The sequence below is a fragment of the Hydrogenophaga laconesensis genome, assembly GCF_031457235.1.
GTDB classification, from domain to species: Bacteria; Pseudomonadota; Gammaproteobacteria; order Burkholderiales; family Burkholderiaceae_C; genus Hydrogenophaga; species Hydrogenophaga laconesensis.
This window is the reverse complement of record NZ_JAVDWE010000012.1, coordinates 130,029-152,321: the sequence shown is the minus strand read 5'-3', so window position 1 is coordinate 152,321 and position 22,293 is coordinate 130,029. Positions and strand designations below refer to the sequence as shown.

The 22,293-nt window shown below is 60.8% G+C and carries 20 protein-coding genes and 1 pseudogene; 7 read left to right on the top strand and 14 right to left on the bottom strand.

What is annotated here, in order from left to right:
* Positions 1-5: 5 nt before the first annotated feature.
* The 8 genes from J2X09_RS19705 to J2X09_RS19670 are packed head-to-tail and all read right to left on the bottom strand — an operon-like array spanning position 6 to position 6,438.
* A complete protein-coding gene (locus J2X09_RS19705; RefSeq protein WP_204734965.1) occupies positions 6-704 on the bottom strand; it encodes a TrbJ/VirB5 family protein in 699 nt (232 codons plus the stop codon).
* 25 nt (positions 705-729) lie between these two features.
* On the bottom strand, positions 730-1,797 hold the full coding sequence (locus tag J2X09_RS19700; RefSeq protein ID WP_204734964.1) for a TrbL/VirB6 family protein: 1,068 nt from the start codon (positions 1,795-1,797) through the stop codon (positions 730-732).
* Between the two features lie 12 nt (positions 1,798-1,809).
* Positions 1,810-2,238, bottom strand: a complete 429-nt coding sequence (locus J2X09_RS19695; protein ID WP_204734963.1) for a hypothetical protein — start codon at positions 2,236-2,238, stop codon at positions 1,810-1,812.
* Positions 2,235-4,685, bottom strand: coding sequence for a VirB4 family type IV secretion/conjugal transfer ATPase (locus J2X09_RS19690; RefSeq protein WP_310309112.1), 2,451 nt, complete (start codon positions 4,683-4,685; stop codon positions 2,235-2,237). The genes J2X09_RS19695 and J2X09_RS19690 overlap by 4 nt, the downstream gene beginning before the upstream one ends.
* Positions 4,686-4,728: 43 nt before the next feature.
* Entirely contained in the window at positions 4,729-5,061 is a 333-nt protein-coding gene (locus J2X09_RS19685; RefSeq protein ID WP_044399099.1) for a VirB3 family type IV secretion system protein, read from the bottom strand.
* A gap of 18 nt (positions 5,062-5,079) precedes the next feature.
* Complete coding sequence (locus J2X09_RS19680; RefSeq protein WP_310309091.1) at positions 5,080-5,364, bottom strand: TrbC/VirB2 family protein; 285 nt, start codon at positions 5,362-5,364, stop codon at positions 5,080-5,082.
* A complete protein-coding gene (locus tag J2X09_RS19675; RefSeq protein ID WP_204734962.1) occupies positions 5,361-5,870 on the bottom strand; it encodes a lytic transglycosylase domain-containing protein in 510 nt (169 codons plus the stop codon). The genes J2X09_RS19680 and J2X09_RS19675 overlap by 4 nt, the downstream gene beginning before the upstream one ends.
* A gap of 10 nt (positions 5,871-5,880) precedes the next feature.
* Positions 5,881-6,438 (bottom strand): hypothetical protein, encoded by a 558-nt coding sequence (locus J2X09_RS19670; protein ID WP_310309089.1) that lies wholly within the window; start codon positions 6,436-6,438, stop codon positions 5,881-5,883.
* Between the two features lie 395 nt (positions 6,439-6,833).
* On the opposite strand from J2X09_RS19670, the gene J2X09_RS19665 reads away from it, so the two are divergent.
* The 3 genes and pseudogenes from J2X09_RS19665 to J2X09_RS19655 form a co-directional block, all read left to right on the top strand.
* Positions 6,834-9,293, top strand: coding sequence for an AAA family ATPase (locus J2X09_RS19665; RefSeq protein ID WP_310309087.1), 2,460 nt, complete (start codon positions 6,834-6,836; stop codon positions 9,291-9,293).
* 82 nt (positions 9,294-9,375) lie between these two features.
* On the top strand, positions 9,376-10,524 hold the full coding sequence (locus J2X09_RS19660; RefSeq protein WP_310309085.1) for a DUF2399 domain-containing protein: 1,149 nt from the start codon (positions 9,376-9,378) through the stop codon (positions 10,522-10,524).
* Between the two features lie 191 nt (positions 10,525-10,715).
* A pseudogene (locus tag J2X09_RS19655) lies at positions 10,716-10,825 on the top strand (transposase domain-containing protein); the annotation flags it as partial.
* A 156-nt stretch (positions 10,826-10,981) separates the two neighbouring features.
* Here the strand turns inward: J2X09_RS19655 and J2X09_RS19650 are convergent.
* Positions 10,982-11,869: a LysR substrate-binding domain-containing protein gene (locus J2X09_RS19650; RefSeq protein WP_204734959.1), complete on the bottom strand. Its 888-nt coding sequence runs from the start codon at positions 11,867-11,869 to the stop codon at positions 10,982-10,984.
* Between the two features lie 189 nt (positions 11,870-12,058).
* Between J2X09_RS19650 and phnC the strand changes: the two genes are divergently transcribed.
* The 4 genes from phnC to J2X09_RS19630 are packed head-to-tail and all read left to right on the top strand — an operon-like array spanning position 12,059 to position 15,604.
* Positions 12,059-12,907: a phosphonate ABC transporter ATP-binding protein gene (phnC, locus tag J2X09_RS19645; RefSeq protein ID WP_008903163.1), complete on the top strand. Its 849-nt coding sequence runs from the start codon at positions 12,059-12,061 to the stop codon at positions 12,905-12,907.
* Positions 12,901-13,776: a phosphate/phosphite/phosphonate ABC transporter substrate-binding protein gene (phnD, locus tag J2X09_RS19640; protein ID WP_204734958.1), complete on the top strand. Its 876-nt coding sequence runs from the start codon at positions 12,901-12,903 to the stop codon at positions 13,774-13,776. Before phnC ends, phnD begins: the two co-directional genes overlap by 7 nt.
* A complete protein-coding gene (gene phnE / locus J2X09_RS19635; RefSeq protein ID WP_204734957.1) occupies positions 13,773-14,573 on the top strand; it encodes a phosphonate ABC transporter, permease protein PhnE in 801 nt (266 codons plus the stop codon). The genes phnD and phnE overlap by 4 nt, the downstream gene beginning before the upstream one ends.
* Before the next feature lie 17 nt (positions 14,574-14,590).
* Positions 14,591-15,604 carry a phosphonate dehydrogenase gene (locus J2X09_RS19630; protein ID WP_204734956.1) on the top strand — a complete coding sequence of 338 codons (1,014 nt, stop codon included), beginning with the start codon at positions 14,591-14,593 and terminating at the stop codon, positions 15,602-15,604.
* Positions 15,605-16,443: 839 nt separating this feature from the next.
* Here J2X09_RS19630 and J2X09_RS19625 read toward each other — a convergent pair.
* The 5 genes from J2X09_RS19625 to J2X09_RS19605 form a co-directional block, all read right to left on the bottom strand.
* Positions 16,444-18,087, bottom strand: a complete 1,644-nt coding sequence (locus J2X09_RS19625; RefSeq protein WP_204734955.1) for a UvrD-helicase domain-containing protein — start codon at positions 18,085-18,087, stop codon at positions 16,444-16,446.
* Positions 18,084-20,015 (bottom strand): ATP-dependent nuclease, encoded by a 1,932-nt coding sequence (locus J2X09_RS19620; RefSeq protein ID WP_204734954.1) that lies wholly within the window; start codon positions 20,013-20,015, stop codon positions 18,084-18,086. Before J2X09_RS19620 ends, J2X09_RS19625 begins: the two co-directional genes overlap by 4 nt.
* 348 nt (positions 20,016-20,363) lie before the next feature.
* On the bottom strand, positions 20,364-21,086 hold the full coding sequence (locus J2X09_RS19615) for a helix-turn-helix transcriptional regulator (protein WP_204734953.1): 723 nt from the start codon (positions 21,084-21,086) through the stop codon (positions 20,364-20,366).
* 34 nt (positions 21,087-21,120) lie between these two features.
* Positions 21,121-21,558 carry a glycoside hydrolase family 30 protein gene (locus tag J2X09_RS19610; protein WP_204734952.1) on the bottom strand — a complete coding sequence of 146 codons (438 nt, stop codon included), beginning with the start codon at positions 21,556-21,558 and terminating at the stop codon, positions 21,121-21,123.
* Positions 21,559-21,758: 200 nt separating this feature from the next.
* Positions 21,759-22,172: an ACT domain-containing protein gene (locus J2X09_RS19605; RefSeq protein WP_044403135.1), complete on the bottom strand. Its 414-nt coding sequence runs from the start codon at positions 22,170-22,172 to the stop codon at positions 21,759-21,761.
* Between the last annotated feature and the right edge of the window lie 121 nt (positions 22,173-22,293).

Below are 22,293 nucleotides of genomic sequence, written 5' to 3'. Positions count from 1 at the left end.
GGTGGTTACGGCAGGAAGTCGGAGACCTTTCCGGTCCGGCCCAGCATCTCGTACTGGCGTTCGCGCTCACGGGACCGGGCAATGCGCTCCTCGCTGTCGGCCATGCCTTGCAGCATCTGGATTTGCGAGGACTCGTGCGCCAGCAGGGCGTTCTCAGCGCCGATGCGGGCCTGAATCTCCTGCACCGATTTCTGGTCGGTGGTGGCGTTGATCTGTGTCATCAGGGACTGGATCTGCTCCAGTCGCTGGGCAGCCGACTTCATGGCGTCCTGCAGCAAGCCTTTTTGCTGGTACGGCTGTGCCAGGGTGGCCTGGCATTCGGTGCGCGCTTCACCGCTGCGGTCCATGCAGTTGTAGAGCATCCCGACATCGCGCAGCACCTTGGCCGTGGCATTGAGGCCGCTGTACCCCGAGGTGTTGATGGCGTTAAGGTAGGTGTAAGCCTCGGCCGGAATGTAGTTCTTGAGCAGCGGGTTGTTGAACACATCGCCCAGGTTGCGCATGCCATTGATGCTCTCGATCTGGGTCTGCAGCTGTCGGATCTGCTGGATCTGGTTGTTGATCTGGGTGATGTCATTGATCACCTGCTGCACCGCCTGGAACAGGTTGGCGACATCGATCACAGGGATGCCGGTGGCGCGCGCGTGGCTGGCACCCAACGTAATCAACACGGCGGCGGCGACCTTGAGACGAAACGGCTTCATGGTGTGCTCCTTGGCAAGTTGGAGATCAAGACCGGCCGCGCAGAGCGGCAAGTCGGTATGCCGCAGACCGTGCGGCTCCGTAGCCCCTGCGGGCCATGTTTCCGGCGTAACGACCCGTGGCCGCTGCGGCGGCGCCCGCCGTGGCCGCCGCACCAGCGCCTGAACGGATCACGCCACCGGCACCTGTACCGATGGCGGCTGATCGGGCTGAGGAGGCAGAGCGCAGGCCCGAAACCATCATGGCGTTCTGGATCATCTGGACGCCTTGTTGAATGGCGGCGCCACCGGTCAGGGCCGAGGCGAGGCTGGGCGCTTGGAAGCAGAGGATGGCCATGAGGATCATGAGCACGCAGTAGCGGGTGGCTTCACCCAGCACATTGAAGGTGCTGCCGAGGAAGCCACCACCGTCGTTGATGGCCTTGAACATGGCGGCGCCCATGTACGCGCTCAGGCCCAGTGCAAAGAAGGCGAACCACGTCAGCACCACCGCGTTCAACACCATGGACAGCCAACTGTCGAAGAAACGTGCCGTGGGTCGCCATGCCAGGCACAGGATGAACAGTGGCCCGATGGCGATCACGAAGGTCAGGAACAGCTTGGCCAGCGTGACGACGAAGAGCGCAATGCAGAGAAAGAAGACGGTGCCGATGGAGAAGATGCCGCCGGCCAGCAGCAGATCCAGCCGGAGCACGCTGGCTTCTTTCATGATGTCGGCCACCTGCGCGCTGGCGTCATCGTTGAACTTGTCGAGCAGGGCGTAGGGCGAGCTGATGGTGCTGGGGTCGACGCCCGAAGGCAGAAAGGTGCTTGCCACGCCCATGGCCAGGGCGTTGGCGATGTCGGCCACGTTGCTGATGTAGAAGCCGGACTGCAGTGCGAAGGCCAGTACGAGCGCGATCTTGAACACCTTCCAGACGAAGGTGGGCACGGTCTCCTGCACTTCGTTGCGCAGCACGGCCCAGCCATAAAGGGCGACCCACACCGTCATGGCTGACAGTGCGATCGGCGTGATCGCCGACATGAGCGAGGACACCACGCCGAGCACATAGGTGCTCAGAATCGCATCGAAGTTGGAACCGACCCAGGCGAACATGACATCGCTCCCCTATTGAAAGGCCGGGTAGGGCAGGTTGGTCGGGGGCGGCGCGAAGACCTTGACGCACTTGCTGCCCAGATCGGGAAACTGGCACTGCAACCACTGGCCGCCAGCCTTCACCACCCAGATGCGCGAGAGTTTGGTGGTGCCGTAGCTGGACGGCCTGCAGGTACCCTCGCGCGCGTAGACCTCGGTGCACTCCATCAATCCGGCGCGGGTCTCCACCATGTGCCAGGGGCCTGCGTGGCATCCCGCTTGAGCTAGGCATGGCTTGGTCTTGCGGATGGGGCCAGAGCTGGGGAGAGGAGCCAGCTCGACCAGACGCTCACCGGTGGTTGAGGCGCGAACCGCTTCGTTGCCTTTGACGAATTGGGCACTGGTGTTCGCGCTGAATGCGGTACACGCCAACATGACGAGCAAGGGGTGAGATCGGTTCATGTCGCTCTCCTGGAGTTGCGGGATTTGCGATCCTGAACCTCGCGCAGCAGCGCGGGAAGCCACTGCAACGGATCGTTACCGTGTTGTTCACGAACGGTGTCCAGCAGGGCGACGTTGTCGGTGGTGGCCGACAGCACTGTCACAAAGTCCTGCAAGTTGCTGAGGTCCAGCTCGCAGATCGCACTGCTATGCCCTTGCTTGACCAGGAAGCGCCTGCCGCCCTGCGCGCCCAGGCTTCGCACGATGCCGAACTCGGCTTCACTGAGCCCGAAGCCTTCGACGTATTCCTCGCGCACGGCTTCCGGGTTGGCCAGGAAGATTTTGGTCACGCTCTGTTCCACCATGGTGCGGCCGATGGGGTGGCGCAGCACGTCGGACGGGCTCTGGGTGTCGAAGACGCCCAGACCGTTCTGCTTGCGAATCGTCTTCTGCTTCTGTTTGGCGAAGTCGCTGAAGATTTCGTGGTCCAGCGCTTTCCAGAACTCCGAGATCACGTAGATCAGTCGCTCCCCGTTGACCAGCTCTTCCATCACCTGAAGCAGGTACAGCATGACCGGCGTGCGGACCTCGGGTAGGTCGAGAAACTCGGTGGTGTCGAAGGCGATGACCGAGGCGGACTGCAGGTCCGTGAGCTGGTCGTTGGCTTGATCAAATACCCAGCCCAAGGCGCCGCCCTCGCACCAACGGCCCAGGCGCTCGTACAGGCTGTTCTCACCAGATTTGGGCAGGTTCTGGCGAATGGTCGAGAAGCGGCGCAAGGCGGTCGGCATCATCGCCACCGTCTTCACTGCGTCGGCGATGGCGCGCTCGTCTGCTGGCAACAATGGCAGGGCGGGGGTGGCGATACAGATGCGGATCAACTGTTCCCAAAACTGGATGCGGGCCGGCGTGGGGTCGCGTTGCAATGGGTTCAGGTGTGTGGGCTTGCCCGCTTCAAGCGTGAAGTACCGACCGTTCATGGCCCGGATGGCAATCTCACAACCCCGATCCAGATCGAACAGCACCAGCCTAGGTGCCGGGTCCCACTTTCGCGTCAGCGTCAGCAAGAACATCTCCAGCGTGGTTTTACCGACCCCAGTGGATCCGATGATGATGGTGTTGCCGGGCAGCTTCTTGTCGGCTGAGTCTTCACCGTCGGGACTGCTGTGGAAGTTCAGGTAGAACGGCTGGCCCGATGGCGTCCGCAGCAAGGCCAGCGCTTCGCCCCAAGGGTTGCCGTCCCGCTTTCCGCGCGCGAAGTTGTGCCCACTGGCCAGGGCCGCGAAGGCGCGGGAAGACAGCTTGGCATCGCGCGGGCGCCACTGCCAGTTGCCGGGCATCTGGGCGAACCAAGCGGCGTCGGCCACCAGGTCTACGGGCGACATCTGTAGGCTTGACGACTCGCCCACGGCGCCGATGGCCTGGGCCGCACGGCGGCCGGCATCGGCCAGACTGTCTTCACCCGGGTTCCCGAATACCACCAGGCTGTAGTGGTACTCACCCATGCAGAACTGACCATCGCCCAGCTCGTTGAGCGCTTCGTCCATGTCCGCGATCTGGCTAGCCACCACGTCGTCGCTGGCAATCAGCTGGTCGCGCTGCAGTTCTAGGGCGCGGCTGGCCTCGCGGCGCGGCAGGATCGAAAAGCTCTGGGTCTCGATGAACTCGCTGTCTTCGTACAGCAGAGCATTTAGGATGCCGGGTTCGACGGCGTCGGCGTATTCCTTGATGTCCACCAGGGCCGCGCAGCGGCGCTGATCACCATTTCGCAACTCCAGCTTGTCGCCTCCAAACGAAAGGCGGGTTGAGGGCAGGGTGCGGTGCAGCGGCCCAGTCGTGAACGGAACGGGTTTCCAGTACCCGTTGACCAAGTAGCCTAGAAACTCGGCGACTTCCGAATAGAGACGCCCCCGCTTTTCACGTACGCCGAGCAGTTGCGGGCCAAACCCCCGCAGTACCCGGTGCACGAAAGCGGTGCGCTCTTCCATGACTCGCAGTGCTTCGGCATGTGCTTCCGCGATGGCGGTCTTGGACCGCTGCGGCGACTGCAACGCTCGGCTGATGCGGGACGTGGTGGGCCTATAGACCAAGGTCAGGTACAGCTCGTTGCTCATCATCGCCCGCTGGTTCATGTGCGCCTGGTAGGCCCGGGACAGGTCTTTGGCAAACCCGTCTTCAGCTGGGTCGGTCAGCGCATCCTGAATCTTGCGGTGAAGCCGGTGTGTCCAGATGGCCCACTGGCCACCCGAGAGATTGCGCAGCAGGCTACAAAGCGCTTCGTGCCGTTCCGTAACCAGGTAGTCGTCGGCGCACTCGAATGCCACGCCGTCGAGCCTCCACACCCGCAGGAAATCGCCACCACGGGTGATCACATCGTGGTCGCTCACCAGTGACGAGAAGGGCACGAATCTGGTCAAGGGGTTCTCTGCCAGAGCTTGCGACCAGTGACGAGGCTGAGGACCACCCATCACAGGGCGTCGCTTCGCGCGGCGTGAGCCCTTGCCCAGTCGGTCAAAGATGCCAGACATCGGACGCTCCCCGGAACAGGGTGGGTGAGTAGCTGCGTGCGCGCCAGAACCGTCGGTTGCGGTCGTGCAGACGCAGCTTGAGTGCAATGAAGATTTGCCGAAACCGCTGGTCATCCCGGGATGTCACCCATCGCATCCAGAAGAGGGTGGGGACGAAAGACATCAACACTCCAAGCGCTATCCACCAGCTCACCAGAATGCCGCCCCACATCATCAGCAGCATCCCGCTGCCGAAGAGAATCACCAGCGGCACCAGTGGAATGCCCAGCTTCATGGCCGGGCGGGTTGCGCCCTTGTAGATGGTTTCAGCTTGCATGGTGGTAGCCTGCTGAGGTCAGCTGACGATGTAGCTGGCAAAAGCAGCTGCGCCACCGACCAAGGTTCCACCGATCAGGATGTTGGCTACGTCCGCCAGCCGGGCGCCCTGGAAGATCATCTTGAAGCCGGCCCAAATGATCGCAATCGTCACCACGGCCACAGAGATCGTCACCAGGATGGCGTTGACGTTGGTGACGGTTGTGTTCACCTTGTCGAAGCCTTGCGCCCAGACCTGGGGAGGCAGCAACATCAACAGGCTGAGGGCGCGGACCTGGCCTTGAGACAGTTTCGGGCGATTCATGATGGCTCCTTGGATGACGGGTTGAAACGAGGGCGAGGCAGAGCGCGCGCGGCAGCGACGACCTTCTGCACGTAGCCATGACGGAAGCCGGTCGAGAAGTTGCCGCTGTAGTAGCAGGAGAGGGCTTTGCGCAGGTCGAACTGCTCGGTGTCAGCGCGACTGCGGGTCGGGCCTGATCGGTCGAAACATTCCGTCAACACGGACTGCATGGCCGACAGGTTCTGGCAGGGATCGAAGGCACTGCTGCTGTTCAACCCCAGACGCCGGAAGTTGCCCACATTGATCTGCCCCAGACCAACGCTGAAGTTGCGCCCGTCGCGCAACAGCTGGTGGGCTGTGGCCAGCGCTTCATCCCGGTTGCTCGGCTGGCGGCGCAACGCACCACCCACGACGCCGATGGCCCAAGGGTTGAAGGCACTTTCCACCGAGACGAGCGCATGCGCTGTCGTCAGATGGACTTGTGGTGCACAGGCCAGGGCCAGCGCCGCAAACGTGGAGGCGTCCATAGCGCAGCCCTCAGGGACGTGAGCGCTGCCAGGCAGCCCGGTCGTCGTCGTACTTGGTGTCCCAAGATCCAAGTTGGGACTTGGCCACGGGGCTGAAGTCCGTCACCGTGTCGCCACCCATGTCCCACCAGGTGCGTGTGAACGGCTTGCCGTCAATACTGACCGTGATTGCACCGGTGTAGTCGCAGGTGTAAATCGGACCGCTTTCGGTCTCGTGCTCCCGGGTGTACTGGGGTGGGCAATTGCCCGGTGCACGGGCCCACGCGTGCCAGGCGGAGTTGCCACTGCCGGACATCCCGCACGTGGGAAACGCCTTGCCTCGGGCCAGATCCCGGAGCACTTGCCGAATCGGCGGCACGCATTGGGGGATCGACTTCCAGCTCGGTGCCGCGAAGCACAGCAACACCAGGCAACCGTCCACCGCGTGCGCGGCCGTGGGGGCAAGAAGGCTCAGCGAAAGCACCGCAGCAGACGCCACTGCCGAGCCGAACTTCCGGTCGGTGCCCGCTGCTCGCGTTGTTCCGGGGCGCAAGGGAAAGCGCCGATTACTCGAAAGGATGAAGTCCACCAGACACCTCACAGTTCCCGCATCCGCTGGAGGTGAAGGTCACTTCATCTCGCTGGGTGCTGTGAGGTCAATGTAGGACTGAGCGGAGCCTGTTCTGCTGCTGGATTTGGGCTGATTTCCAGCGGAATCGTGCTTTGCAGACCACTGGGCCCATGAGGCAACCCCAAAAAGAACGCCCGGCGCGAGGGCCGGGCAAATCAAAGTCGCTGTCACACGACTTTTCAGGGAGGAGGGCCGACTGTTCAGGCCGACCCGGGAGCATTATTGATCCACGCAGTTCCAAACGTCTATGAAAAAACTGCATCCTGTGGCTGTAGGGTGGAGTTCATCTGGGGTTTGGAGTTACCCCATCGCCAGTCGGTAAAGCGTGAGTGGACATTCGGCAAAATGCGCAGATGGATCTACAAAACGAACAAGAGCATGAAGGGGCCAGTTTTGAGGCTTACTTCCGCGATCCTGCTTCAGCCGCAGACTCGCCATTAGCCTGGGCAGTCAGTCAACGGGCGGCCGTCCTGGATGCTTTGCGGGGGCTGTTCAGCGGCCCACCTGCGGTGGTGCAACTGCGGGTGTGGTGCTTCATGGAGTTGGTCAGCGTGCCGCATGGCCGGATTACCCGTGAGGACCTCAACCAGCTGTTCCATCTGCTGCTGCCGCAGGCACTGGACAACGTCCTCAAGCGCTTCCGCGATGTGGGGCTGCTGGTGTGGGATGCCACTTCGCAAGACTACAGCCTCTCGATCTTGGCGCGACAGGTTCATGGGTTGCTCGCTCCCCTGACGCAAGCCACGGGTGACGATGATGACTTGGCTCCTTTGCTGGCGCAGGTGGATGTGGCCATTAGGCTTCGCGAGCTTCACCGGCAGCGTGTCCACCATGCCGCCACACTGCGACAACAAGCAACAGATCGGGCGCGGCTGTTGGAGTTGTCAAGGCAAAAGGAAGAGGCCAAGGCACAAGCGCTGCAGCTGGGCGAAGCCAGAGCAGGCGCACAAGCAGCCCTGCAGGAGGCCAGCGCCAACGAGCGCCCCGTTGAACTGTTGGTCAAACATGCCAACGAATTGCTGGAGCTGGCCAAGGTTGAGGGGGATGCCGAGCAGCTGACGGCTCGGCTTCAAACGTTGCAGGCGGAGAAATCACGACTCGACGGCCGCTGGCACGAGCTGAAGTCTGACCGCGATCGGGCACAGGCCTCGCTCGACCAGCTGCAAGGCCAGCGGCAAGCGCCACCACCTGAGGATGTGTCACGCTTTCTGCGCATGCTTCGACAGGCGGGCATCGCCCACCATGTGCTGGCTGATGTGATCGAAATTACCGACCCGCAGTGGCGTGATGCGGCTGAAGGGGTTCTGCGCGGCTCGCGCTGGGTCGTGGTGCTGAAAGATGCGGGTGACGAAGTCAAAGCCATGGAGCTGGCTGAGCGTGATCGATACCGGCACTATGTGGTGGCCCAGGCTGCGGAGGCGCCGAAATCTCCAGACCCGTCGAGCCTGCTGGCGGTGCTGCGATTTGCAGACACCGTGCCGACATGGCTGTTGCGTCAGCTCGAACAGATTCGGCGTGTGGCCAATCCAGCCGAGGGGACGAAAAGGGGTGGTGAATGGATCACGCCCAAAGCATTTTGGCGCGATAGCCGGGGCGGGCGCAGTGTGTGGGTTGACCCGAGCCAGCACCAATTCGGCGCTGCAGCCGTGGCGGCACGACGCGAGTCCATCGAGAAGCGTTTGGAGGACCTCGACAAGCAACTGGGACAAGTGGCCAAAGACCAGGCGACCAATACGCGTCAGCTAAAGGCAGCCGAAGATGCAGCCAGGGGCGTCAGTGCCGCTTCTGAGTTGGTCCGTCGCAGCGATGAGTTTGAACAGGCGCGTCAGCAACTGCCACACCTGATACAGGCGCGTAAGTCTGCCGCACAACGCTGGCAGACGCTGGATACTGAGCACGGAGCAGCGAATAAGCGGGAATCAGCTCTGGAAACCGATTACAAGCGGGTCCAGAACGCGCTGGAGGAAAGTGAACGGAACGCACGGCGGTACGTGGGCGAGTGGGAAGAAAAACGCTCTGCACTGCGTCAGCGCTCCAGTGAATCCGCTACAGCAAAGAAAAATTTTCCTGCCCGATGGCTTCGAAAGGAAGCGCTTGAGGCGCTGCGCAAGACCTACCAAAACGCCACTCAGGCGCGGTTGCGCGGCGAAGCCGTGGAGAAGGATTTGACAGAAGGCACTTGGGAAACAGATCCCACCGTCGAGGAAAAGCACACCTTGATGGCCGCCACCGTCGAAGGGCAGAAGCAGGTACTGGCGCAGCGTGAAGCAAGCAACAACAGCGCCAGCGTTGCAGTGAGCAACGCTCGCGAGCGTTACATAGACGTGTTGCGGTCCACAGTGCGTCGCTACAGAAAAAACATCGTTGAACTGGGACAGTTGGCTGGCGTTGAGGTCAGCGCCGATCTTCCGCACCTAGACAATGACGACACCGTACTCCGCCAAGCCGAACTCAAAGTCAACTTCAACTTCGACGGCAAGGGCCAGATCGGTCTGAACGACGGAGAGGCCTCGGGCGGACAGCAGGTCATCAAGTCGCTCATCCTGTTGGTCGGCCTGCTCAAGGATGAGGAAACGCCGGGCGGCTTCGTGTTCATCGACGAACCGTTCGCTCACCTCGACGTGAGGAACATTCAGCTGGTGGGCCACTTCCTGAAGTCCACCCGCGCGCAATACGTCTTGACCACACCGATCACCCACAACGTAGAGGTGTTCGAGCCAGCAGATGTGACTCTGGTGACCTCCAAAAAGCCAGCAGGGGCACGCTGGGCACCTCCGATTGGGGTGCTGAAGCGACGCGTTGCGCAACCGTGAGGGATCACGAATGGAGTGGGTGGATGTTCAAATACGACGAGGTGTGCGTGAGCGCTCGGCCCCTAACACAACACCCTCCGAATTGGGTCTGCTGCCGTTTGAGCAACGCGAGCTACTCACCCTCTGGGTGCGCAAGGACAACGCATCCCGTGGACGCGATTCGCTCCTGAAGGAGGGTGGTCAGCATCGCATCGAGCTTTCCGAAGCCCTGTGCGATTGGCTGTTGCGCGAGGGGTGGATCAACCGGAATGAAAAGCTCATAGGCGGTCACTGGCGCTGGGAAGCGTTGACCTGGCGGGACCTTCACACCTTGAAGAAACTGCTTGGTGTGGGTAGTAAAACCCAGCGAAATGAAAGTCGGGCATTGTTGTTGGAGGATTTGCGGCAGTGGCTTAGTGGACTTGAAGCGACTGACCTGCCTTCACAACACAGAGGGTTGCTCGACGACTTGAACCACGCACTATCCAGTTTGGAACAGGACGCCGCGCAGCGAGTCGAGGTGCTGGAAGCGCGTGATCGTTGGATCAGGGCTTTATATAGCTGGTGCCTAGACGAGCGACAGGGAACGCGCCGCGACTTCGCGTTACATGCCGGCGAACACACCAAGTCCATTGGCGCTGGTGACTGGAAATGGCTGGAAGAGCACTTCGAACTGGAGAGGTACGGGGTGAGCCACTTCACTCCAATGATGTGGGTAGCGGGGCAGGGTGTTTTGCATTGGGACGAACGCACCGTCGACCTGAATGCAGTGAGTTTTCTGGCGCTGCCATTGGATGACGTTCTGCGAGTGAAGGCAGTCACCGCTGCTCCAGCGCATTGGTGGCTCATCGAGAACCGCACCAGCTTCGAACGACAGGCGCAGCAGCTGGCCGACGGTGTCCTGCTGGCATGGATGCCCGGGAGGCCTTCTACCGCATGGCTTGCGGCCATTGAGCACCTCGCTCAATTCGCACCTGCACCCTTGCGGGTCAGTGGAGACGCCGATCCCGCGGGCGTGGACATGGTTTGGGGTATGGGCCGGGTCTGGGAGCGCCTAGGCTTGCCGTGGGAGCCGTTTCGAATGGGGCTTGATGAACTGCGTGCGGCACGACAACCGTGGGCTTTGAACGCTCACGACAAAGTCTTGATCTCCCGGCTGTTGGAGTCCCCGGATCTGCCGCAAGCGTTGCATCAACTATGCCTAGCGATGCAGCGTGATGGGTTCAAAGCGGAGCAGGAGGGCTGGTTGTAGGATCCCTTGCAGCGCTTGGTAGCAGCTTGCCAGCAATCGAGTGGCTCCTGAGCAGCGGTTGCTGTCGGTCGCGGCCGTGACCTGAGTTCACGGTGCCTGGCACAAAGCTGTCATTGGCTCACCCAGCAGCGCGGCAGCATCGATGACCGGTATCGAGGGAGCTGCAGTCATGGTCTAGCACACGTCTCCCCATGAACGGGCACGACCCTACGCCTACCTGCGCGATGTCATGGCACGCCTGCCCATGCAGCCCGCCACCCAGATCGGCGAGCTGCTGCCATACCGCTGGCAGTCAGCCTGACAGCGCATATTCAGATACACGACCGCGCCCCGCAGTCAAGATGGGATCGCCGCGCGATTACGGGCGTCCTACAACCCTTAACTTAAGTCGGCCTACAGGCGAACAGTTGCCCCTCGGTCCCATGCCCCACGGCTGCATGGAATCCAAGTTCCATACCTAGGCAATTTTCTGACTTACGCTATGCGCCAAACCCAGGAAGGTCGAGATCAGAGGAGCTTGATGCCGCTCCTTTCTACAGATGAAGTGCACCTGTGTCGCCATGCTGGTGTCTGAAATAGTTAACTTAACAAGGCGAGGATCTGGCCTGTAGGCTGTTTCCGCCACGACGCCTAGGCCCAGCCCCTCCGCCACCGCCTCTCGAACGGACTCGCGGCTGCCCATCTCCAGAGCCACCTGCACCTCGACGCCTCGCTCCTTTAGTTCTTGTTCAAACACGCGTCTGGTCGTCGATCCTTCCTCTCGGATGACGAACCTCTGACCCTGCAGATCACGCAGTTTGAGAGTGGCCCGTTGCGCGAGTGGGTGTTGGGTGTTGCCGAATATCACCAATCGCTGGGTACGGTAAGCCGCGCCAAATAGATCTGGGTGAGCGACGTGATTGAGCACCATGCCCACGTCTCCCTGGTAGTCAAGAATCTTTTCGGTGATGGTTCGCGAGTCGCCTACGCCAACAGCCACGTTGACCTGGGGGAACTGTTTCATGAACAGCTTCAACACGGGCAGCACGTTGTGCGGCCCGATGGCATGGATGACCAGTCGCCCTACGTATTGATTTTTCGCAGCAGCGAGCAGTGCGTGCGCATCTTCCTCGCCACTGAAGGTACGCCGGGTGTAGTTCAACAGAGTGCGTCCAAAGGACGTGAGTTCAAGCCGCCGCCCGCGCCGATGAAAAAGCTCCACGCCGAAGTCGACCTCCAGGCGCTGTATGTGTGAAGAAACAGTCGGTTGTTGAATAGCGAGCACTCTCGCGGCAGCGGTCATGCTGCCGGCTCGGGCCGTTGCGTCAAAGGCCTTCAAGGCTGCGAGGAGGCTGAGTCCAGACATTGATGTGATCTATGGGTGCCCTCATTTTTAGGGATGAAAGTTTCATATTCATGACACCTTGGTCACCCAGACTTGAGCTGTGCTTCCACTGAAGCTGTTTCTTCCAGAACCTCCTCTTTCCCGAGAGATACCTCTGACCACTTGAGTCCTGGTGTGCGTCTAGCGCACCACAACAAATGAAACCGAGCTATGAAAACTGCAATTCGCGAGAGCCATCTGAGCTTGCGGGGTATCACGGTGACCTATGCCGATGGTCACACAGCGCTTGCGCCCACCTCGCTGGAGGTACAGCATGGCGGGTTCCTTGTGCTGCTGGGCGCGTCGGGCGCGGGAAAGTCAACGCTGCTGCGCAGCATCAATGGCTTGGTTAGCCCCACAGACGGAGAGGTGTCGGTGGCCGATCTGCCGGGCGGCACCGTCTCAAAACGCAACCTTCTTGAGCATCGGCGCCACTGCGGCATGGTGTTCCAGCAGCACCACCTGATCGGGCGGCAAAGCGTGCTGGCCAATGTGTTGATGGGCAAGCTCGCCACCCGCGGATCTCTGGCGTCGTTGTGGCCTTGGAGCAAGGCTGACAAGCTGGAGGCGCTGGCGGCCATTGACCGCGTAGGCCTGCTTGAGAAAGCCCTAGCACGGGCAGACACCTTGTCTGGTGGGCAACAACAACGCATTGGCATTGCGCGTGCCTTGGTGCAAAAGCCCCGCCTGCTGCTGGCCGATGAGCCGGTGGCCAGCCTCGACCCGGCGACCGCGCAGAGTGTGTTGACCCTGCTTCACGACATCTGCAAGAAAGACCGACTCACGGCCATCGTGAGTCTGCATCAAGTCAACCTCGCGCGCATGTTCGCCGACCGCATTGTGGGCCTTCGCCAGGGCCAGGTGGTGTTCGACGGGACAGCAGCGCAGTTGACGGAAGAAGCCCAGTCTGCCCTGTACGCGAAGTCGTCACCTGTCGAACCGTCCCGTTCTTCCTCACCTGCCAACATGGGCAGTCAATTTGATTCCCCCTCTCAATCCAAGGAGTTTTTACCGTGCTGAATCGTCGCCGTTTCCAATTTATCGCTGCCGTCACTTTGGCCGCCCTGTTGCCACTTGGCGCCCATGCCGAGGGCAAAAATCCTTCCAAGCTTCGCGTTGCACTGTTGCCGGACGAAAACGCCGCCACCATCATTCAGAACGCACAGCCTCTGAAGCGGTACCTGGAACAGACCCTGAAGAAGGAAATAGAGATTACGGTGACTACGGACTACTCGTCGATGATTGAAGCCATGCGCTTTGGCCGCATCGAGGTGGCCTACTTTGGACCGTTCTCTTACGTACTGGCCAAGTCCAAGGCGCCCAACATTGAGCCTTTTGCCGTTGGCGTGGAGCGCGGCTCTCCGACCTACCAGTCGGTTCTCATTGCCACGGCGGGCGGCCCGGTGAAGACGCTGGCTGACGTTCGAGGAAAGCCGTTTGGCTTTGGCGACCAGGCTTCAACGTCCAGCCACCTCGCACCGCGCGCGCACCTGCTCAAGAACTACAAGCTTGACGGTGAGACCGACTACCGCCCCGTTTACCTGGGCACGCATGACGCCGTGGCCCGAGCCGTTCAGGCAGGGCAAATTCCGGCTGGCGCGTTGGCAAAACCCATTCTGGACAACCTCATCGCCAAGGGCACCGTGGATGCCAACAAGATCGTGCAACTCGAACTGTCAGCTCCCATTCCAAACTACCCCATCGCGATGCAGGGCAACCTCACGCCCGAGTTGAAAGCAGCCATCCGTGCAGCCTTTCTTGAGATGAAGGACGCCGAGATTCTCAAGTCATTCCGTGTGCAGGCCTTTGCCGCGACCGATGACAAGGCCTACGACGTTCTGCGTGACACCGCACAAATTCTGAAGCTTGATCTGGGGCGCATGCAGTGACGTCTGTTGCTCTGGAATCCATAGTTGCCATCGACGGACAGCAGCGACTCAAACGGCTGGGCGCCGCCTGTGTCGTTCTGTTCGTCTGTGTGGTGGCTTTGTATGTCACCGGCTTCTTTGACGCGCAGCGTTTCATCGAAGGCGGCCCAGCGATTCAGCAGTTGGCCTCAGAGATGGTGCCGCCGAATTTCGAGCGCTGGGAGCACTGGGTCATTCCATTGCGTGACACCTTAGCCATGTCGATCGCAGGCACGGCGCTGACCGTTCTGGCGTCGTTGCCGCTGGCCCTGGTGGCGGCGCCCAACACCGCGCCGAATGCGGTGGTTGGGCGAATCGTCAGAACCATCTTGGCTGCATTTCGGTCTGTGCCTGAAATCATCCTGGGCATTCTGTTCGTCGCGGCCGTGGGCTTTGGGGCATTGCCTGGTGTGCTGGCGTTGGCCCTGCATTCCACGGGCATGGTGGCCAAGTTCTACGCCGAAGCCATAGAGCACGTGGACCCGAAACCTCTGGAGGCCGCTAAGGCCGCGGGCGCAAGCCGGTTTCAGGTCATCACCCATGCTGTGTTACCGCAGGTTTTGCCCCAGTTGGCGGACATCACCATCTACCGATGGGAATATCACTTTCGCGCATCGGCAGTGATGGGCGTCGTGGGTGCGGGCGGCATTGGCTTCGAACTCATGGCAGCTCTGCGCCTGATCAAGTACGACGAGGTCTCCGCCATTTTGCTGTCCATCCTCATATGCGTGCTCGTGGTCGACGGCATTGGGTCGGCGCTTCGCAAACATCTGAAATAGAAAGAGAGAGGAAGGTAATGATGCCGAAAATTGTGGTGACGCAGCCCATCCATGAAGCAGTTCTGGCGCGTCTTCGATCCGCCGGTGATGTAGTGATGAATCAAGGGCCTGAGCCCTGGAGCGAGGAAGAGCTTTACCTCCACCTGAAGGACGCCGACGCCATGATGGCGTTCATGCCTGACCGGGTAAACAGGCGAACTTTGTTGAACGCTCCACGGCTCAAGACCATCGCTTGCGCATTGAAAGGGTATGACAATTTTGACCTGATGGCCTGTGCACAAGCGGGGGTCAGCGTGAGCTTTGTGCCAGACCTTCTGACAGAGCCCACGGCAGAGCTGGCCATCGGTCTGGCCATTGCCGCTGCGCGTCACGTGCTCGCTGGTGACACCCGTGTTCGCAGGGGCTACGCCGGCTGGCGTCCTCAGCTGTATGGAATAGGTCTGCACGGCTCGGTCGTGTCGGTCGTTGGCCTGGGCGCCGTGGGACGGGCCATCGTTGACCGCCTCTGCGGATTTGGGTGCGCTCAACTGCTGGGCGTGGACCCGCATGGTGATGACGAACGCCTGACCATGGTGAGCCTGGGTGAGGCCCTGTCGCAATCCGACTATGTCATTCTGGCCGTTCCGCTGCTGGACGTAACGCGTCACCTCGTCAATGACACCATGCTTGAAGGTGTTCGGCGGGGGCAGATCCTGGTCAACATTGGGCGAGGCTCGGTTGTGGACGAGGCTGCCGTGGCACGGGCGCTCAAGGACGAGCGCCTGGGTGCCTACGCCGCCGATGTGTACGAGATGGAAGACTGGCTGCTGGCAGACCGTCCACGCCAGATTCATCCGGAACTCTTGCAACACCCCTCCACGGTTTTCACACCCCACATTGGTTCGGCGGTGAAGAAGGTTCGCCGAGCCATCGAGTTGCAGGCTGCTGAAAATTTGCTCGTTGCGTTAAATGGTAATGAGCCGCTTGCACACTACGAGGCATCGCACCGAGCGGCTCATGTGGCAGCTTCGCACTGCTCGGTGCAGCCATGAGGTCACCACACCAGAGAATGCTTTTGGACGTTCTATGGTTCTGGCCGATCTAATTCTTTGAGAAGACCTTGGCTACGTGTTTCGGACCCGCGGGCCAACTGCGGATGCTCTTCGCAATGGTTCCGATAAGCCGTGCCGCCAAGTATCCGGGGTGGGATTCCCCCGGTTTCTCGGACGGTTTTCTGGGATCGTTGCCTACATCAACACCGACCGCAGCGGGTCGGGAGAACCAATTCATCCTTGGTGTGATCAGTTGCTCCTGCTACCTTGCCCGGCTCGCATCAATAGAGTGACCGGTCTGAGCAACAAAGCGGTCGCTTGAGACCCTGCTCGGCCAATGACCAGTTGCGCAACACGCGAACTTTCAGGCGTTAGGTTCGAGTGTCGGAGATCAGCCTTGAAGAGACTTTGCGGAACCTAGGGGCGGCAGTGCTGCGGGTGCCGTCGTTCGCTCCGAAACGACGAACTCACGCTGACCGTCAAGTAGTCGACCTACACCTCAGGGGCCTGCAACCCCATGAACGTCAGCTAACATCACAGCTACCGCATCGCTCTGGAAGTTGAGAGCTATGCCAAAGTCTCTAAGACCCACCCCTTACCTTGTAGCGCCGCGATGCAGTCGGCCGAAACCCGCGTCTGGTTGACCGCCAAGCACAGGAAGCTCGTTGGTCTGGACATGCCCACGTAGAGGTTGCGAAACTGAGAGAGGATGGACTCGGACATCTTGGGGTCGCGAACCTTGAGGCCAGCCAACACTGGCAATGCCTCCTCCAGATCAAAGCGACGGCTTGGATGCCCAAGGGACTCGAGAACCAGTGTGGCGAGGTGCGTCTCGCCCTTCATTGAGGCCACGGTGCCAATCTCGACCTCAACGCACCGGTCGTCACGTTTGACCTGACACCGTCGCTGGATGACTTCTTGTTCAGGCTGCTTTTCTGGCGGCTCGAACACCGGCAATGCCTGAAACTTCGCGGTGGCCATGCCGGCAGGCAGCAGCGGTTGAAGGTAATAGTTGAACAGCGCGACCGCCTTGGCGCGTCCGGCCTCGGTAGCCCCCAGGTTTGGGTCGATTGCCAACTCCCGGCACAGCCGGCGAACGCCCTTACATCTTGGCCGGCATCGGCCAGGCGCCTGAAGAGCTGAGCCCCATCACGCAGACCTTTGATGTGGGGCGAGTCGGCTGCACGGAGCACCAAAACGACGGCCCGTTTTGCGTCGGCCGCGCGCGAGTGCATGGAGTTGCCGCAAACCCATGGGTCAGCCGACTGGTTCAGTAGCGCCCACAGGCGCTCGGAACGTCCGCTGCCCCCCCTAGACTGCTCAAGGTAGGCAGGCCAATAGTCCAGCAGCGTTCGCCCGGGTGTTTGCTTGGCGTCGCCCTGCTTGCGGGTGCAGAGCGCTTTGATGGTCCCGCTGCGAAGCTGGTCATCTTTGAACCGGTCTAGTACCAAATGGCCGAAACGATTGAGCACGTCGCCTACTCGCTCGGTTGTGTACGTCATCAATGTGGGCGGGTGAACATCCGCCGCAGTGCCTACGACGGCGCTGCCGCCGACGCGCACGCCCGACACCGCGGCGGCAATCGCGGGCCCAAACCTCTTGCTGGTACTTATCGGGAGCGCGCCCTCTCTGGGGAAGCTCAACTGAGCAAAATCGCCCTTGCCGACGAGGATGCGCTGGTTGAGGTCGCCGTATCGCTGGACGACCACTGACTCGTCGAACAGCCGCGCGAGCAAAGCCTCCTGTTCCCAAGTGGTGTCCTGCATCTCATCCAAGTAGACCAGCGGGAACCTTCGCGAAAGCTGCGCCTTGATGGCGGGGAAGCGCGTGAGCAGCATCTCTGCGAACGCGAACATGTCCGCGTACCGAAAGACGCCCTCTCTTGTCAGCTGCTCCTTGATTTCCTTGAGCAATGGATAGCTCTTCGCGGTAGTCTTGGGGAGCGTCCCATCCTCGCTGTCCAACACGAGGTCCGGGCCTCTGTAAACCAACCCGCCTACCATCGGCTTGACCCCTTCGTCGTTCTGCGCCCAACCCCACAGGGGAGGCTTCTTCATCGCCCGAGCAATGGCCTTCTTGGCAAATACTTCGTCGTCGATGACGTCGACTGTGAGTCCAAGGCTGCGCAATGCCGGTAGCGCGAGAAAGCGGTCTACGAACCCGTGAATGGTCCCGATGAAGTGCGGGTAGGCCAGGAGCCTCGCACCGACCGCAGTAGCGCCAAGCCGCCGCTGAATCTCCTCCCGCGCAACGTTCGTGTGGCTCAGCACGCAGATGCCGCGCGTGTCGTGCGGCCACTTGCGCGCGAGGAGCAGGAGCTTTGCGGAGAGAACGGTGGTCTTGCCGCTGCCAGGTGCGGCGTTGACATCACTGGAGCCGGCCGCGAGCAAAACGGCTCGACGTTCGGCGTCGGTGAAGTCGAGGTCGGGGGTAAGGAACTGAAGCTCGGCAAGGTCGTCCGGCGAAATCCACGGGATGATCATGCCGCGCCAGCCTTCCCGGTCAGCCAGTTCAGCGCGTTCCTGAGGTAGGGCGGCAACATCTCAAAGAGCGCGGCTTCCTTGCCGTAATTGCCGGTCTCAATTAGGTGGGCGGCGTACTGCGCAGCCACCGCTTTCGAGGCCTTGCCAGTTGCCAGAGGCTTATAGATGAGGGCGGCGAGCGCGTCTTCGGTATGCCCAGCCTTGCCGAGCGCCTCCCACTCGTCATGTGCTGCGGTCATGGCCAGCAACTCGTCCGCCTCGTCGAGCCGCTCGCCCTTGGCATCAGCCCTCACCGCCAACTGAATCGCCATGAACATCAACTCGCCGCAGCCATAGAGCGCTAGGTCGTATTCGAAGGTCCATCGGTCCGACACGCAGACTATGGTGTTTCCGCCGGCTGCGCGGTTAATCTTCGCGTTCACCAAAGCCGCCAACTCTTCGGGCGTGTAGTCAGCCTCGAACCGCTTGTTGCCGTTCTTTGGCTTGTCGATGTACCCATTGGCCGCGTCTGGCACGACGTCGCGGTCGGTCAGGCAGGCCACCGGGATTGGAATGACCTCGTCTTCCTTGGCGCGCTGAAGGATGCGGGCGTAGTGGTACAAGCCGACGCCGCCAACGTTTACCACCGCCAACCCGTGTTTGGAGAACGACATGCCGCAGGCCTTGGCCAGCGCGGGGAGCAGCAGCGCCTCGGCCGGACCTTCAACGACGGCGACGCCCCTGGCAAAGAACAGATTCGCCTTGGTGGCGTCCAAGAACCGGCGCAGGAATTCGTAGTCGTTCTTCTTTAGCTTCGTCATCTCGTGCGCAAGGCTATACAGCTGCGCTCGGTGCACGAGGGTCATTGAGGCGATGTCGGCGCCGGCGGCCAGCGAGGGGCTGTGCGTGGTCATCACGACCTGAACCGGGCGCTTGCCGTCTAGCGGCTTGTTCGCGCTCTGTTCCAGCAGCTCCTGGACTCGCTCCTGCAACTGCGGGTGAAGGTGAGCCTCTGGCTCCTCGATAAGGAGGAGGGCGAGTTCGTCACCATCGCGGAGGAGCACCAGCTCGGTGGCCATGAAGAGAGCGTTGTTGTAGCCCAGGCCCCGTATGCTACTGTCTTCGGGATTGATGCCGTCCGACGGCAGCAGTCCCAGCTCGAACTTCTCAAGGATGGGCTGAAGTCCGAGGTCGGGCGCAATCTGGATACGCGACTCGAGCTTGTCGCCAGCGAACGCAAACTTGCCGAGGTAGTTGTTGTTGATGTCGTCCTGGACGCCCTTGATAACCGGGTGCTTTCCTAGGTAGTGCTGTGTGAAGGCCATCAGGCCGACAAGGTTCTCCGGAATCTTGGCCGAGTTCGCCTCGTCAAAGTCGTTCTTCTCCTGGCCGGCAATGCTCTTATGCGCACCCAGAATTTGCGATAACCGGGATTGACGCGCAGGCTTCAGCTCGGCCTCAACGTCGCGAAGCGGTCGCAGGTAAGTCGCTCGCACAAGCTCCCGGACGGCGTTGCCAATCTCGGGTCCAATGCCTTCGCGGCAGGCCCGTGTGACAACGTCGACGCGGCCGCGTTTGTTTTCCCTCGGCGGTATCCATCGCCCCTGCAGATGCAAGACGAGGCTGCGGCTTCCGTCGTCTTCGTAGGTGAGCCACTCGAGCACCGCTGCCTCCTGGTCCGCGCTCAAGTCCACCAGAGTGGCCTCAATGAACATTGACTGGGCGCGGATGTGGCCGTGAATGTGAAAATCCTGTTCGGATAGCCTCACGAACTCGTAGCTCGTGGTCCACAGGATGTGGCGAATGGCATCGACGACAGCGGTCTTGCCCGCGTCGTTCTCGCCGATGAGGATGTTCAGGCCTGGCGAGAGAGTCCAGTCCAACTGTGGCGCAGTCTTGCCATCGCCGAAGGCTCGGAAGTTCTGTGCGCGGATTCGCTGTAGATGCATTTATGTCTTCTCCCTGAATTGCACTCTTTGTGCACCCGTGTAGAACCACGATGACAGACCAATGTAACAAACTGCGTTAGGAGGTTTGCATCGGTGCGTAACGACACAGGCGGTGCCGCGCAATCCAAGCTCGCACGCATGGGAATGTCTGGACTTCAGCCTTCGAAGGAGTCGGCGCCAGCCGATCGAACCGCGCGCGAGGAGCCGCTCGCATGCTAGCGACCAGCCGACTACGGTCGAACGACCGGCGACGGAAGCGCAGCGGGCTTACGGGGCGAGGACCATCGAGTGCCCGATGATCGCCGGTGTGGTCGTTATGGCAGCTAATCACGAATGACCGGACCCAGCCTACAGAAGTCCATACAGGCGTGCGATGCGGACAGCTGAACGCCGGTCTGGCGCCCCCAGCTTGGCATTGAGCCTCTGAAACCGGCAGTCGATGGTTTTGGCCTCCAAATTCATGGTGGCGCCGATGACCTTGCTGCTGTGGCCGGCAGCCTCATGACGCAGGAGGTTTAGGTCGGCTTCCGTGAGATGAACCCCTTGGAGCAACTCCTCGCGCATGGATTTGACGATCCAGTGGTGCAGCTCCATGGCGAGCGCACGTGCCAGCACCCGAACTTGTGGGTAGTTCTCGCCGTCAAACCTGCCTGAGTTCGCTGATCCCAGACACAGGACGCCCACCCGGGATAGTCCAACCGGGCTGGGGGCAGGAGCAACCAGAGCAGAGGTGAAGCTGTGCTCCGCAGCTGCACGAATGAAAGCGTACTCTTCGGTTGATGAGCAGGCCAGGTCGCCGGAGCGGATGGGTTCTGTGTCGGTTGATGCATGCCGTAGCCAGGGATCGTGTTCGAACCTCCGGTGAGATGCGTAGTCCGCGACCCACGACGGATCGCAAGCCCACAGAGAACGAAGGGAGGTTCGTGTTGCATCGTCACGAAGGCAACTCAGGAAGACGCCGCCATCAGCACCAAGGCTCTCAGCCGCTTCGCGAAACAGAGTGATCACTTCGCCAGTGGACCCCGCCCCTGCGATCTGCGGAAGCAGCTGTAAAACGCGAACGTCGTTCATGGCTGCGTGCCCGCTCGACTGATATCCGCTGCCTTCAGCGATGGTCTGCTAATGCTGCATGACCTTCGCGAACCAGCTTGCTGAACAGCAGGCCATCTTCAAAGCGAAGAGGCTCAACCGCACACCAATGGTCGAAGCTTTTCACGTCACCAAACACCATCATCTGTACGAGCCGCATGCCCGTACCTTGATGTTGGGTGCGCTCCATCAACAGACCATAGTTGGTGGCGCGCAGCAGGATGGTCACTCTCCCATCACCGGTGGCCAACAACGTGTCTTCCGGCGCTGCAAGTGCAACATTTCGGCTCCCAGCCAATACAGAAGAGTCAGAACGCTTTGCGACCAGTGCCGAGCGCTTGGCACCCAGAGGGCGAGCGGGCGCGTCGATGGGATCGATGCGGCGTTTGACTGATGGTCTGGACAACACGGATGGTGCTGATGCCATCACCACGGGAGTTTGAAAAGTATTCATCTCCACCCCTGCGAATCGGGTTGACCGACAGGCCATGCGGTACTGGCACCGAGCGACCCACGCTCCAAGTCTCAACTGACTGGATAGAGGGGAGGGTAGACAAACGCGTCGTGCGATGTCAAAGGAAATCCGGTCAGGGCGACCAAATCTGCAGCTAGGTCAGTCGTGCTAAACGACGACTACCCAATGTACGCGACTCGTCAAATCACTGCGGGTGCGCTGCTTTGGCTCAAAGCCTCCAGCAGCAAAAATGCGTCGTCAGCCCGACTCACGGGGATGAACAGGTGATCGTGGTGGAAGGCGGCGACCGCGTTGCAGGGGATGCCTGCCTTGGCCAAAGTCGTGGAGATCATGGCCAGGAAGCCGATGGCTTCCAGCGACGAGTGCACGGTTAGCGTGATGAGTTTGGCCTCGAAGATGTAGGGCACTTTGGCCCGAACTGCTTGAGAGCGCTCCACGATGGCTGTCAGTCCTTCTGATTCCCTGAAGGTGCAGATGGGAGAGAAATCAACAGGGAGGCAGTGATCCTGGAAGGTGCAGTAGACGTAGGTCTCTGGCCGAAGGTCTGGGGCCATCAATTTCTGCAGCCGAACTTGGTCTTTTTCTCCGCTCATCCGATGGCCTCCTGCGCACGGCAATGGTGTTGGCTTTCGGCACTGATTATGGGCGGCTGGCGTTCGTCCGGCGCGTGCACAAGTGCGCAGTTGCACCGCCGAATGGGTCGGTTTAGCTGAA